This is a genomic window from Pantoea sp. SORGH_AS_0659 (genome assembly GCF_031453915.1).
GTDB lineage: Bacteria > Pseudomonadota > Gammaproteobacteria > Enterobacterales > Enterobacteriaceae > Pantoea > Pantoea leporis.
Genome location: NZ_JAVJAK010000001.1, coordinates 15,345 through 29,087 on the forward strand (window position 1 = coordinate 15,345; position 13,743 = coordinate 29,087).

The window sequence follows — 13,743 nt, forward strand, 5'->3', positions numbered from 1 at the left end:
AACGTGCGCGTTATTCCATCCCCAGCTCTTTCAACTTACGCGTCAGGGTATTTCGTCCCCAGCCGAGCAAGCGTGCCGCTTCCTGTTTGTGCCCTTGTGTATGACGCAGCGCGGTGGTGAGCAGCGTGCGCTCCATCTCCGGCTGTGCTTCCGACAACAGGTTTTGATGACCGGAACGCAAGGCGCGATCTGCCCACTGCGCCAGCAGCGTAGCCCAGCTGTCCGGCAACGATTGCACCGGATTGTCTGGCGTGCTGGATTCAAACAGTTCAGGCGGCAGATCCTGAATCAACACTTCCTGGCCAGCTGCCATCACCGTCAACCAGCGACAGGTATTTTCCAACTGACGCACGTTACCGGACCAATGCAGACGCGTCAGCGCGGTTTCGGTTTCGGGATGCAGAATCTTCGCTTCCACCCCTAACTCACGTGCAGCAACCTGCAGGAAGTAACGCGCCAGGCGCGGAATATCTTCACGTCGTTCACGCAGCGGCGGCAGATGAACGCGGATCACGTTAAGACGATGGAACAAGTCTTCACGAAATTTGCCTTCCTGCACGCGCAGCTCAAGATTCTGGTGGGTTGCCGCGATGATACGCACATCCACTTTCACCGGCGCATAGCCGCCAACGCGATAAAACTGGCCATCGGCCAATACGCGCAATAAGCGGGTTTGCACATCAAGCGGCATATCACCAATTTCATCAAGGAACAGCGTGCCGCCATCGGCCTGCTCAAAACGTCCCTGACGAATCTGGTTGGCACCGGTGAACGCGCCTTTCTCGTGACCAAATAGCTCAGATTCAATCAAATCTTTGGGAATCGCCGCCATGTTCAGCGCGATAAAAGGAGATTTCGCGCGTGGACTGTGGCGATGCAGCGCATGTGCCACCAACTCTTTACCGGTACCGGATTCACCATTGATCAGCACGCTAATTGAGGAGCGTGAAAGACGACCAATGATGCGGAACACATCCTGCATTGCCGGCGCTTCGCCGATAATGTCGGTTGTTGGGCCGCTGACGGGCTGATTACGCGGCTGCTGCTGCTCCTGATAATGGCTAATCGCACGTTCAACCAGCGCGACCGCTTCATCAATATCAAACGGCTTTGGCAGGTAATCAAACGCACCTTGCTGATAAGCGCTGACGGCCGCATCCAGATCGGAGTGTGCGGTCATAATGATCACCGGTAGCATCGGATGGCGCTGCTTAATCTGTTTCAGCAGCGCAAGTCCATCCATGCCAGGCATACGAATGTCTGACAATAATACGTCTGGGGTTTTGCTTGCGAGCGCGTCCAATACCTCGTTAGCGCTGTCAAAGGTTGCACAGCTCAAACCGGCTCCAGTGAGTGCCCTTTCAAGCACCCAGCGGATGGAGCTATCGTCATCGACGATCCAGACTATCCCTCGTTGCATAGAAACCTCACTGGCGAATAGGCAGGTAAACCGAGAATTCGGTGTGACCTGGCCAACTGTTAAATTCTATTTTTCCTGAATGCTGATCGATCAGGCTACGGGCGATGGACAGACCTAAACCGGTGCCGCCTTCGCGTCCGCTAACCATCGGATAGAACAGGGTATCTTGTAGCTGGGCCGGAATGCCCGGGCCGTCATCTTCAATATCAATACGCGCGACTAAGCGGTAACGCGTGCCGTGCAGCGTGAGCTGGAAGGCGGTACGCGTACGAATCACAATGGTGCCGCCTTCATCGCCCAATGCCTGCAGCGCGTTTCGCACCACATTCAACAGCACTTGTTCAATCTGGTCGGGATCGTGCGGCAGTTCTGGCAGGCTTGGGTCGTAATCACGCACCAGCGAAACGTTATCCGGCAGCTCCATCGACACCAGATTCACCACGCGTTCGGCGACCTGATGAATGCTTTGCGTCACGTGCAAGCCCGGCTGTTGCGGGCCAAGCAGACGATCAACCAGATTACGCAGGCGGTCGGCTTGCTCAATGATGATGCGCGTATATTCATGCAGGGAAGGATCGGGTAACGCGCGAGTCAGTAGCTGCGCGGCGCCACGTAATCCTCCCAGCGGGTTTTTAATCTCATGCGCCAGACCGCGCACTAAATCGCGGGCAGCGACCTGCTGAGCATGCTGAATTTGTTCCTGGCTAAGACGACGTTGATTATCCATCGGCGCCATTTCCAGCAGAATTAAGCCATCCGGTAGGCGCTGTGCCGTGAGCGACATAATGTGCGCACGGCCATCAACCACCAGAGTGACTTCGCTATCGGTAAAGCCCTGGCCAGCTCCGAGACTCTCGCTCATCACCTCAATATTCAGCGAAAAATAGCCGGTTAATTCCGGTAATGGCGTGCCGAACAATTTACGTGAGCTTTGCGCCAGTAATTGCTGAGCCGCCGGATTGGCGTAATGGATAACTAAATCGTTATCGACCAGCAAAATACTGTTGATCAGGGAGTTGAGAATCTGCCCCGCGTCGGGCAGCGTGCCAGTTGCCATACAGCGTTCCTCTGCACTAATTTAGTGCATTATAGCCATTCAGGACGGAAATCTGTGCTTCGAACCATGAATGCGCGGAGAAAAAAGCCCATCCGGAGATGGGCTAAAGTTTCCACGGCAATTAAAAAATCTTTCAGGCTGTTCACGCAGCAAAAAGAGTGCGTGAACAGGGAGCTGAAATTTTTAAATTAAACGCTGTAGTACAGTTCGAACTCAACTGGGTGCGGAGTCATACGCACGCGGTCAACTTCTGGCTTACGCAGTTCGATGTATGCATCGATAGCGTCATCAGTGAACACGCCGCCACGGGTCAGGAACTCGCGGTCTTCGTTCAGTGCGTTCAGTGCTTCTTCCAGAGAACCTGCAACTTTTGGAATCTCAGCTTCTTCTTCCGGTGGCAGGTCATACAGGTTTTTGTCCATCGCATCGCCAGGGTGGATCTTGTTGATAACACCATCAAGACCGGCCATCAGCAGCGCTGTGAATGCCAGGTATGGGTTAGCCGCTGGATCCGGGAAGCGTGCTTCGATACGACGTGCTTTCGGGCTGGCAACCACTGGGATACGGATAGAAGCAGAACGGTTACGGGCAGAGTAAGCCAGCATAACTGGCGCTTCGTAGCCTGGGACCAGACGCTTGTAAGAGTTGGTGGTTGGGTTCGCCAGGGCATTGATCGCTTTAGCGTGCTTGATGATACCGCCAATATAGAACAGAGCAGTTTCAGACAGGCCGCCGTACTTGTCGCCAGAGAACAGGTTCACGCCGCCTTTTGACAGAGACATGTGGCAGTGCATACCAGAACCGTTATCGCCGAACATTGGCTTAGGCATAAAGGTTGCCGTTTTGCCGTACGCGTGAGCAACGTTGTGCACCACGTATTTGTAGATCTGAATTTCGTCAGCTTTTTTGGTCATGGTGTTGAAGCGGGTTGCCACTTCGTTCTGACCAGCTGTGGCTACTTCGTGGTGATGTGCTTCAACCACCAGACCCATCTGCTCCATGGTCAGACACATAGCAGAACGGATGTCCTGTGCTGAGTCAACCGGTGGCACTGGGAAGTAACCGCCTTTCAGACCTGGACGGTGACCTTTGTTACCGCCTTCGTACTCTTTACCGGTGTTCCAGGCTGCTTCGATATCGTCGATAGCCACGTGTGAACCTGAAGTAGAAGAACCGAAACGGATGTCATCGAACAGGAAGAACTCTGGCTCTGGTCCAAACAGCACGGTATCCGCGATGCCTGAAGAACGCAGGAACTCTTCTGCACGCTTAGCAATGGAGCGTGGGTCACGGTCGTAGCCCTGCAGTGTGCCTGGCTCAAGGATGTCGCAACGGATGATCAGGGTCGAGTCTTCGAAGAACGGATCCATGACTGCAGTGGTTGCATCCGGCATCAGCACCATGTCTGATTCGTTAATGCCTTTCCAGCCACCGATGGAGGAGCCATCGAACATTTTGCCTTCTTCGAAGAAGTCAGCGTTAACCTGGTGAGCAGGGATAGTAACGTGCTGTTCTTTACCTTTGGTATCGGTAAAACGCAGGTCAACAAACTTAACTTCATGCTCGTTCATCATCGAGAGAACGTGTTCAGCGGACATACTCAACTCTCCTGGAAATGGTCATTATCGTCATGGTGAGAGAACTTCGTTGCCGGGAATGTGTCACGACTGCTGACCACTCCTAACCAAAGATCTCGGCAAGCTCTTTCAACCGTTTTATAACTGTCGTTTTCGCTTAAAATATATAAAGCGAATTCTGTGCCAACTTTATGACAATGGCGAAAATGGCGCTACAATGCGCCCTTTCGTGAGTCGAAGGCTGCACCAGGATGGATTGCATGCATCGTTATGGTGCGCCACAGGTGAAGTTAAGCACCAATTTGGTGCAAATTACTATCGCAGTGCAGATTAATGCACCGAAAACGGTGCTAAAAACCAGCGCTATAAGAAACTTTCGGCGAAATCTGTGATCATGTTCAGTCTTCCGCTTAATCCGTGTACAATACCGCGTTATTTCTATAATGCCTGAGGCAAAGCTGTGATCGAAAATTTGCGTAACATCGCCATCATCGCGCACGTTGACCATGGTAAGACCACCCTGGTTGACAAGCTGCTCCAACAGTCCGGTACTTTTGATGCTCGTACCGAAGCGACTGAGCGCGTAATGGACTCCAACGATTTGGAGAAAGAGCGTGGGATTACCATCCTCGCAAAAAACACCGCCATCAAATGGAATGACTACCGTATCAACATCGTTGATACCCCAGGACACGCCGACTTCGGTGGTGAAGTGGAGCGCGTCATGTCCATGGTGGATTCGGTGCTGCTGGTTGTAGATGCGATGGATGGCCCTATGCCGCAAACCCGCTTCGTAACCAAGAAAGCATTTGCTCATGGTTTGAAGCCGATTGTGGTTATCAACAAAGTTGACCGTCCGGGCGCGCGTCCTGATTGGGTTGTTGATCAGGTATTTGACCTGTTCGTTAACCTGGATGCGACTGACGAGCAGCTGGACTTCCCGATTATCTTCGCTTCGGCGCTGAACGGTATCGCGGGTCTGGAACATACCGACATGGCTGACGACATGACCCCGCTGTATCAGGCGATCGTTGACCACGTTTCTCCACCTCAGGTTGAAGTTGAAGCGCCACTGCAGATGCAGATCTCGCAGCTGGACTACAAAACAACTATCTGGGCGTGATCGGCATCGGCCGCATCAAGCGCGGTACTGTGAAGCCGAACCAGCAGGTCACTATCATTGATAGCGAAGGCAAAACCCGTAACGGTAAAGTCGGTAAAGTGCTGGGCCACCTTGGTCTGGAGCGCATTGAAAGCACTCTGGCGGAAGCGGGCGACATCATCGCGATCACCGGTCTGGGCGAGCTGAACATTTCTGACACCATCTGCGACACGCAGAATGTGGAAGCGCTGCCAGCCCTGAGCGTTGATGAGCCAACCGTTACCATGTTCTTCAACGTGAACACCTCACCGTTCTGCGGTAAAGAAGGTAAGTTCGTGACCTCGCGCCAGATCCTGGAGCGTTTGAACAAAGAGCTGGTACACAACGTGGCACTGCGCGTTGAAGAAACCGAAGATTCGGATGCGTTCCGCGTTTCCGGTCGTGGTGAGCTGCACTTGTCGGTTCTGATCGAAAACATGCGTCGTGAAGGTTTCGAGCTGGCGGTATCCCGTCCGAAAGTTATCTTCCGCGAGCACGAAGGCCGTAAGCAGGAGCCATTCGAAAACGTGACCCTCGACATCGAAGAAACCCATCAGGGTTCTGTGATGCAAGCGATGGGTGAGCGTAAAGGCGACCTGAAAAACATGGATCCAGATGGTAAAGGCCGTGTACGTCTCGACTACATGATCCCAAGCCGTGGTCTGATCGGCTTCCGTAACGAATTCATGACCATGACTTCAGGTACCGGTCTGCTGTACTCCACCTTCAGCCACTATGACGATGTTCGTCCGGGCGAAGTGGGCCAGCGTCAGAACGGCGTGCTGATCTCTAACGGTCAGGGTAAAGCGGTAGCGTTCGCCCTGTTCGGTCTGCAGGATCGCGGCAAGCTGTTCCTCGGTCACGGTGCGGAAGTGTATGAAGGCCAGATCATTGGTATTCACAGCCGTTCTAACGACCTGACAGTAAACTGCCTGACCGGTAAGAAACTGACCAACATGCGTGCGTCAGGTACTGACGAAGCCACCACTCTGGTTCCACCGCAGAAAATGACCCTGGAACAGGCTATCGAGTTCATCGATGATGACGAACTGGTAGAAGTGACTCCGCTGTCAGTCCGTATTCGTAAACGTCATCTGACCGAGAACGATCGTAAACGTTCTTCTCGCGGCAGCAAAGAGTAAGCGAAACAGTCTGATATTGAGCCCCGCACCCGCGGGGCTTTTTTATGCCTGCAACCCGCTGCAACGCTCGCTTAATGAAGTTTGCCTCCGCTTCCAGATTACTGATTTCCCGCCCCTCGTCCCTGTTCAGCTCCCACTTTTGCCGCTAAAGTGAATGATCCAGGGAACGAAAAGGAGAGGCGTCATGCTGTACATCTTTGATTTAGGCAATGTGATTGTTGATATCGATTTCAATCGTGTGCTCGGCGTCTGGAGCGACTTAGGGCGCGTGCCGTTATCCACGCTACAAAGTCGTTTCCGCATGGATGAGGCTTTTGAGAAACACGAACGTGGCGAAATCAGCGATCCAGAATTCGCTGCGCGCATTTGCGACCAGCTGGATATCGCGTTGAGCTATCCGCAATTCACTGCTGGCTGGCAGGCGGTCTTTGTCGGCGTGCGTCCGGAAACGCTGGCGATCATGAACAAGCTGCGTGCCAATGGCGAGCGCGTGGTGATCCTGTCCAATACCAATCAGCTGCACTTCGAGTTCTGGCCAACCCAATATCCCGATGTTCAACAGGCGGCCGATCATCTTTATATGTCGCAGGATATCGGCATGCGTAAGCCGGAAGCGCGCATCTACAACTATGTGCTGCAGCACGAAGGTTATCAGGCCGATCAGGCGGTATTTTTCGATGATAATCAGGCCAATATCGACGCTGCGCGCGCACTCGGCATTGAGAGCGTGCTGGTGGTTGATGAGAAAACTGTGCCGGACTGGTTTGCAGGTCGTCTCTGAGTGCTGAACCATCGACATCTGCGCCACTCGGCGCATGCCTTTTATTTGTGGGTAAAACTGCTGTGGCGACGCGTTGACGATGACAACATGACGACGCAGGCGGGTAATCTCGCCTACGTCTCATTGCTGGCATTGGTGCCGCTGATTGCCGTGGTGTTCGCTCTGTTTGCTGCTTTTCCGATGTTCTCGGACATCAGCGTGCAGTTGAAGAACTTCATCTTTACCAACTTCATTCCGGCAACGGGCGACGTGATTCAGCGTTATCTCGATCAGTTTGTCGCCAACGTCAATAAGATGACGGCGGTCGGCATTGTGGGGTTGATCGTCACCGCGCTGCTGCTGATGCATTCGGTGGACAGCGCGTTGAACGCCATCTGGCGCAGCGATAAACCGCGTCCAATGGTCTACTCCTTTGCTGTTTACTGGATGATCTTAACGCTGGGCCCGCTGCTGGCCGGCGCAAGTTTAGCGCTCAGCTCCTATCTGCTGTCGCTGCGCTGGGTGAACGTCACGGGCGTCACCAGCTTGATCGATCATCTGCTGCGCATATTCCCGCTGTGCCTCTCGATCCTCGCTTTCTGGCTGCTGTATAGCATTGTGCCGACGCGGCGCGTGCCGACGCGTGATGCACTGATCGGCGCCATTGTTGCCGGATTGCTGTTCGAGCTGGGTAAAAAAGGCTTTGCGCTCTATGTTACGATGTTCCCTTCGTATCAGTTAATTTACGGCGTTCTGGCGGTCATCCCCATTCTGTTCCTATGGGTCTATTGGTCGTGGTGTATTGTGTTGTTAGGCGCGGAAATCACCGTCACGCTGGATGACTATCGCCAGCTAAAACAGCAGGAACGCGAAAAAGAACGTGAGGAAACATGATTGCTTTGATTCAGCGCGTCAGCCGCGCCAGTGTCAGCGTTGACGACGCGACAGTGGGCGAAATTGGCGCCGGCTTGCTGGTGTTATTGGGTGTGGAAAAGGGCGACGATGAACAAAAAGCGCAGCGATTAACCGAGCGCGTGCTGGGCTACCGCATCTTTGCGGATGAGAACGACAAAATGAATCTCAATGTACAGCAGGCAGGTGGCAGCGTGCTGGTGGTGTCGCAATTCACCCTCGCCGCAGATACCAATAAAGGTATGCGTCCCTCTTTCTCTGGCGGCGCAGAACCGGCGGAAGCCGAGCGCCTCTATGAATACTTTAGCGATTGCTGCCGTGCACAGGGTGTGGCCACCGCAAACGGGCGCTTCGCCGCCAATATGCAGGTTTCGTTGGTAAACGATGGTCCGGTGACCTTCTGGTTACAGGTGTGAGGGTTTCAGCCGAGCGGCAAGGACTTAGCCACGCAAGCTTCGAACGAGAGAATCACTTTATGTATCATCTTCGCGTACCGCAAACGGCGGAAGAGCTGGATATGTATTACCAGTTCCGCTGGGAAATGTTACGAAAGCCGCTGCGTCAGCCGCAGGGTTCTGAGCGTGATGCCTGGGATGCGCTGGCGCATCATCAAATGGTGGTGGATGAGCAAGGCAAACCGGTGGCAATCGGCCGTCTGTACATCAATGCCGAGAACGAAGCCGCGATTCGCTTCCTTGCCGTGCATCCTTCGGTGCAGGGCAAAGGTCTTGGCACGCTGGTGGCAATGACGCTGGAATCGGTCGCGCGTCAGGAAGGGGCAAAACGCGTCACCTGTAGCGCGCGTGAAGACGCCGTCGAATTTTTTGCCAAGCTCGGCTACGTCAACCAGGGCGAAATCACCGCGCCGCAAACTACGCCAGTGCGCCACTTCCTGATGATAAAACCGGTCGTGACGCTCGACGATATTCTGCATCGCGCCGACTGGTGCGGACAGCTGCAACAAGCCTGGTACGAGCACATTCCGCTGAGTGAAAAAATGGGCGTGCGCATTCTGCAATATACCGGGCAGAAATTCGTTACCACCATGCCCGAAGCGGGCAACCAGAATCCCCATCACACCCTATTTGCGGGCAGCTTGTTTTCGCTCGCCACGCTCACCGGTTGGGGTTTAATTTGGCTGCTGCTGCGCGAGCGCCATCTCGGTGGCACCATTATTCTGGCGGATGCGCATATTCGCTACAGCAAACCGATCAGCGGCCGTCCGGGCGCGATTGCCGATCTCGGCTCGCTCAGCGGCGATCTTGATCGTCTGGCGCGTGGCCGCAAAGCGCGCGTGCAGATGGAAGTGGAGCTGTTTGGGGATGATGAGCTGGGCGCGGTATTCGAAGGTGTGTATATCGTGCTGCCCGCCGATTCTGACGGAGCACTGGAAGAGGGCGGCTCCGGCGCCCGTATCGATTAGTCCTGCAATTTTTTTACATACTGTAGCGGCGCAATTTATTGCGCATCGCTTTTTAAAGTCAAAAGAGCGCAATGAATCGCGCCGCTACAGAATTATTGCACTTGCCCGCCCCGCATCGTTTGCTGTACAGCTTGGGCATCGGTGGTTACCGACAACGTGCCATCCACGCTGGGGCGCAGCGGCGCGCTGGCGTTCAGCGAACCTTTCAGCTGCAGCTGTAAATTACTGTTACCGCTCAACTGCAGCGTTGGCCAACCCCAATTGCCCAGCACGTTTGCCGGCACAGCCTGGCCTTTCAGATTCAGCGTCAACGGACGTTGCGCGTCCTGCCCAACCGTTGCTGATCCTTCCAGTAAACCGCTGCCGTTAAAGGCGCTCAATTCTGTTACCTGAATCTGTTGATCGTTGGCATTCAGCGCAATGGACGGATGACGCAGATCGGTGCGATTGAAGGTGGCTTCGGCCGCGTTGAAGCTGGCTTTACCGGACCAGATTCCCCACTGATGTTGACGCGCCAGTAACAGATTATTCGCGCTGCCATCCAGCGACGTCATCTGGAACGGGAACGCCGGATTGATATCAATAATCAGGTTACGGTTGGCAGTAGCGCGGGTTATTAGCACGCTATCCAGCCAGTCCGGTAAGGTTTGCTGCCAGCGTTCACGCCAGTTTTGCGGCAAAGTATATTCCAGCCCGGCGATCGCCAGTTCATCCAGCGTCAGACGTTTGTCGCTGCGCGTCCAGTTGCCACTGGCGCGCACCACGCCATTCACCCAGCGCGAACTGAACTGCGTCAGCGCGATGCCCTGCGCCGAGAGATCGGCATTGACGATAGGATCGTTGAGCTCAAAGCCACCGTTAATAAAATTCCCGGCATTCATGGAGAGAGAACCGCCATCGCTTTCCCAATCATCGCCGCGCAGGGTGACATTTTTCAGGGTTAAATCGAGATCGGTCACCGCCCAGTCAGGTCCTTGCAGGCGTGCATCGGTCATATCCAGACGGTTGATGCTCACAGAAGGCACAGCGCGCAGCGGATTGAGGAAGTCGCTCAGGCTTTGATGGGTTTGCATGCGGATATCGTTGAGGCGCAGTTGGTCGATCTTCCAGTTACCCAGCGCATCGCGCTCGGCGTTGCCGGTCATCGAACCGCGCGCCAGATCGGCGCCGATATTGCTCAGCACCAGACGACGTTGCTTGATACTGCCCTGCAGCAGCACGTTGTTACCCGGTACGCCATCCAGCGTCAGGGTGCCAGCGCTAATCTGGAACTGCGCATCGCTGCCCAGCACGTCGTTAGGCAGCGGTTTCCACGGCAGAAGACCGCCGTTCACGCGCTGAGCGGTCATCGGCAATGCGCTGTGCGGATTCTCAATACGCACATTATTCAGCTGCAGGCGATTGGCCTGAATCGGCAGCGTGGTATCGGGCGCTTGATTGGCGAGATTGATTTCACCGTCGCGCACTTCGATGCTGTTGAAGTGCAGTGGATCGCTGAACTGAACCAGCGCAAGGCCAAGATCAACGCGTTTCGCCACTAACACGGCGGGTTGACCATCATGACCAAAGCTGAAGTCATCGAGAATGATATGCGAAGGGGAGGAGAAGTCGTGCTCAATCTTGCTGAGAGAGAGATGCCAGGCGGTTTTATCGCTTACCCAGCGGCTAAACCAACCTGCGCCCCATTGTGTTTGTAGCAACACATACAGCACTACCAGCGCCAGCAGAATTAGCAGCAGTAAGGTAAGGAAAAACTTGCCTAAAAATTTCATCGCACTCATCCATCCCGATATTTATCCGGTGAGTGGTTGTTATGCCTGAATTACCGTTACAGCTCAACAGCCTGGATGTAAATGCGGATAAATATCAGGCAGGCCGAAGCCTGCCTGCAGGATTACTTTTCTTGCGGGAAGATCAGGTTCAGCACGATGGCGGTAATACCACCGGCCGCAATGCCAGATGAAAGCAGGGTTTTCAGCCAGTCCGGGGCAAATTGCAGAATCAGCGGCTGCTGAGAAACGCCCAAACCTACCGCCAGCGACAGCGCGATAATCATGATGGCACGACGATTCAGCGGTTCACGCGAAACGATGCGCACGCCAGATGCGGCGATGGTACCAAACATCACAATGGTGGCACCGCCCAGCACCGGTTCTGGAATATGCTGCACAAAACCACTCACGGCTGGGAACAGGCCAAGCACGATCAGCATCAGCGCCACGACAAAGCCCACATAGCGGCTGGCAACACCGGTAAGCTGAATCACGCCGTTGTTCTGGCCAAAACAGGAATTCGGGAAGGTGTTGAACAGCGCTGAGACAAAGGAGTTAAGACCGTTGGCCAACACGCCGCCTTTCAGACGCTTCATATACAGCGGGCCACTTACCGGCTGCTCGGAAACATCAGAAGTCGCGGTGATGTCGCCGATGGTTTCCAGCGAGGTCACCATAAACACCAACATCAGCGGGATCAGCAGATTCCAGTCAAAGCCCAGGCCGTAGTAGAGCGGCGATGGCACGGCAATCAGCGGCTGATCGGCTGGCGTGCTGGTGGTGGGCAGCATATCCAGCGCCCAGGCCAGCGCATAACCTACCGCCATCGCGATCACCAGCGAAGCCACGCGCAGATAAGCATTACGCTGACGATTAAGCAGGATAATCACCACCAAGACCGAAGCTGCCAGCAACAAGTTTTTCGGAGCGCCAAACGTGTGATCGCTCATCGCCGCAAAGCCGCCGCCGATGGAGGTCAAACCGACCTGAATCAGCGACAGGCCAATAATCATCACCACAATGCCGGAAACCAGCGGCGTAATGATGCGGCGCGCCAGGTGCAACACGCGTGACAGCACCATTTCGGTACAAGACGCCACCATCAGCGTGCCAAACAGCGCCGCCATCATGGTCGGCACATCAACGCCACCATTTTTCAGCGCCATGCCGCCCATGATCAGCGGCGTCACGAAGTTAAAGCTGGTGCCCTGAATCGACAACAGGCCAGAGCCCACCGGTCCCCAGGTTTTGATTTGCAGAATGGATGCCACGCCCGAGGCAAACAGCGACATGCTGATGATGTGTTGCGTATCCTGTGCCGGTAAACCCAGCGCCTGGCAAATCAGCAGCGCTGGCGTAATCACCGCGACAAACATCGCCAGCAAATGCTGACAGGCAGCAAACAAGGTTTGCGGTAACGGTGGACGGTCTTCGAGGCGGTAAATCAGTTCACTTTTCGGGCTTGCAGCGCTGGCAGGCTGGCGAGTTTCAGCGGTGTTGACGGACATGGTGGACGTTCTCAATTACAACAAAGGGGCGATTTTAAACGGTTGCGTTGTGAAAGCAATCGTTTGCAATGCCCCTTTTTACTTCCGTTGATCTAAAGCGTAAACACCGTACGGCAACGGCTGTCATCTTCCTGCCACGCCAGCGCGACGTCGCTCAGCGGGCGCATTTGGAAGGCGATCGAAAAATCGCTCTCGGCGGCGGCCGTCAGCATTTCGCCGATGCAGGCGATCAACTCTTTATCCGACACGCTGCCGAGGCCGCTGCCCATTAATGTCAGCCCGGACGAGCGCAGCAGTTTGCTGTGCAGGGTAATTTCCTGTCCGCTTAAGGAACCGATTTGCACAAAGCGTACCGTTTTCTCTCCGCCCGCTACGGCGGCGTGCATGATATCGAGTGCGCTCTGGCCCCACAGATAATCGAGTACCACATCAACACCTTCTTTCATCAACGCCGGTAACGCGTCCGGCAATTCATCCAGCGTGAAAGTGAGGTCGGCGCCCTGCGCGCGCAGTTGATCCAGCGCGGCGCGATTACGACCGGTGGCGATAATTTTGCCTGCACCCAGATGCTGTGCGATACGCACCGCTAAACCGCCCGACGTGCCGGTTGCGCCATTGATCAATACGGTTTCACCGGTGCGCAGCTGGGCGCGTCGGGTTAATGCCGCCCAGGATGACATGCCCGGATTCGCCAGCGCAGCGGCCAGCACCGGATCCAATTTCGGCGGCAACGAAACGATGCTGTCGGCGGGCACTAAGGTTCTCTCCGCCATGCTGCCCCAAGGTGCATTAAAGGCAAGGAAGTAAACCGGATCGCCATTACTCAGCGTGCCGGTACCATCGATGCCGGTAATAAAGGGATAGTGCGCGGCCGCGCTGTAATGCGTTCCGGCGGCGCGTGCTTTTGCCAGCTGGCTAACGGCGGCGGCTTTCACTGTTACCACCACATGGCTTTCATCAGCCTGCGGTTCAGGAAAATCACCGTAAACGGGCAGTTCACCTGCCGCGGAAACTATCGCTGCTTTCATGCT

Annotated in this window: 10 protein-coding genes and 1 pseudogene; 5 read left to right on the forward strand and 6 right to left on the reverse strand. The window is 54.9% G+C overall.

Features of this window, described 5'->3' with window-relative positions; all coding sequences use genetic code 11:
* Positions 1-10 precede the first annotated feature (10 nt).
* The 3 genes from glnG to glnA all read right to left on the reverse strand — a co-directional run bounded on the left by glnG (position 11) and on the right by glnA (position 4,075).
* A complete protein-coding gene (gene glnG, locus Q3H59_RS00070) occupies positions 11-1,420 on the reverse strand; it encodes a nitrogen regulation protein NR(I) (RefSeq protein WP_008109800.1) in 1,410 nt (469 codons plus the stop codon).
* A 7-nt stretch (positions 1,421-1,427) separates the two neighbouring features.
* On the reverse strand, positions 1,428-2,477 hold the full coding sequence (gene glnL / locus Q3H59_RS00075) for a nitrogen regulation protein NR(II) (protein ID WP_277974296.1): 1,050 nt from the start codon (positions 2,475-2,477) through the stop codon (positions 1,428-1,430).
* A 188-nt stretch (positions 2,478-2,665) separates the two neighbouring features.
* Entirely contained in the window at positions 2,666-4,075 is a 1,410-nt protein-coding gene (gene glnA / locus Q3H59_RS00080; protein ID WP_007885243.1) for a glutamate--ammonia ligase, read from the reverse strand.
* Positions 4,076-4,514: 439 nt separating this feature from the next.
* Here glnA and typA point away from each other — a divergent pair.
* The 5 genes and pseudogenes from typA to fabY all read left to right on the forward strand — a co-directional run bounded on the left by typA (position 4,515) and on the right by fabY (position 9,432).
* Positions 4,515-6,337 (forward strand): annotated as a pseudogene (gene typA / locus Q3H59_RS00085) (ribosome-dependent GTPase TypA).
* A gap of 184 nt (positions 6,338-6,521) precedes the next feature.
* Complete coding sequence (gene yihX, locus Q3H59_RS00090; protein ID WP_101760718.1) at positions 6,522-7,118, forward strand: glucose-1-phosphatase; 597 nt, start codon at positions 6,522-6,524, stop codon at positions 7,116-7,118.
* Positions 7,119-7,991, forward strand: a complete 873-nt coding sequence (locus tag Q3H59_RS00095; RefSeq protein WP_101760717.1) for a virulence factor BrkB family protein — start codon at positions 7,119-7,121, stop codon at positions 7,989-7,991.
* Positions 7,988-8,425 (forward strand): D-aminoacyl-tRNA deacylase, encoded by a 438-nt coding sequence (gene dtd / locus Q3H59_RS00100; RefSeq protein ID WP_101760716.1) that lies wholly within the window; start codon positions 7,988-7,990, stop codon positions 8,423-8,425. Before Q3H59_RS00095 ends, dtd begins: the two co-directional genes overlap by 4 nt.
* 59 nt (positions 8,426-8,484) lie before the next feature.
* Positions 8,485-9,432, forward strand: coding sequence for a fatty acid biosynthesis protein FabY (gene fabY / locus Q3H59_RS00105; RefSeq protein WP_101760715.1), 948 nt, complete (start codon positions 8,485-8,487; stop codon positions 9,430-9,432).
* 92 nt (positions 9,433-9,524) lie between these two features.
* Here fabY and Q3H59_RS00110 read toward each other — a convergent pair whose 3' ends face one another.
* The 3 genes from Q3H59_RS00110 to Q3H59_RS00120 form a co-directional block, all read right to left on the reverse strand.
* On the reverse strand, positions 9,525-11,204 hold the full coding sequence (locus Q3H59_RS00110) for an AsmA family protein (protein WP_309832461.1): 1,680 nt from the start codon (positions 11,202-11,204) through the stop codon (positions 9,525-9,527).
* Positions 11,205-11,326: 122 nt separating this feature from the next.
* On the reverse strand, positions 11,327-12,712 hold the full coding sequence (locus Q3H59_RS00115) for a uracil-xanthine permease family protein (protein ID WP_309832464.1): 1,386 nt from the start codon (positions 12,710-12,712) through the stop codon (positions 11,327-11,329).
* Positions 12,713-12,804: 92 nt separating this feature from the next.
* On the reverse strand, positions 12,805-13,740 hold the full coding sequence (locus Q3H59_RS00120) for a zinc-binding alcohol dehydrogenase family protein (RefSeq protein ID WP_309832466.1): 936 nt from the start codon (positions 13,738-13,740) through the stop codon (positions 12,805-12,807).
* Between the last annotated feature and the right edge of the window lie 3 nt (positions 13,741-13,743).

Coding starts and splice junctions, on each gene's coding strand:
- glnG (WP_008109800.1), bottom strand. CDS start 1,420: ATGCAACGAGGGATAGTCTGGATCGTCGATGACGATAGCTCCATCCGC.
- glnL (WP_277974296.1), bottom strand. CDS start 2,477: ATGGCAACTGGCACGCTGCCCGACGCGGGGCAGATTCTCAACTCCCTG.
- glnA (WP_007885243.1), bottom strand. CDS start 4,075: ATGTCCGCTGAACACGTTCTCTCGATGATGAACGAGCATGAAGTTAAG.
- yihX (WP_101760718.1), top strand. CDS start 6,522: ATGCTGTACATCTTTGATTTAGGCAATGTGATTGTTGATATCGATTTC.
- dtd (WP_101760716.1), top strand. CDS start 7,988: ATGATTGCTTTGATTCAGCGCGTCAGCCGCGCCAGTGTCAGCGTTGAC.
- fabY (WP_101760715.1), top strand. CDS start 8,485: ATGTATCATCTTCGCGTACCGCAAACGGCGGAAGAGCTGGATATGTAT.
- Q3H59_RS00110 (WP_309832461.1), bottom strand. CDS start 11,204: ATGAAATTTTTAGGCAAGTTTTTCCTTACCTTACTGCTGCTAATTCTG.
- Q3H59_RS00115 (WP_309832464.1), bottom strand. CDS start 12,712: ATGTCCGTCAACACCGCTGAAACTCGCCAGCCTGCCAGCGCTGCAAGC.
- Q3H59_RS00120 (WP_309832466.1), bottom strand. CDS start 13,740: ATGAAAGCAGCGATAGTTTCCGCGGCAGGTGAACTGCCCGTTTACGGT.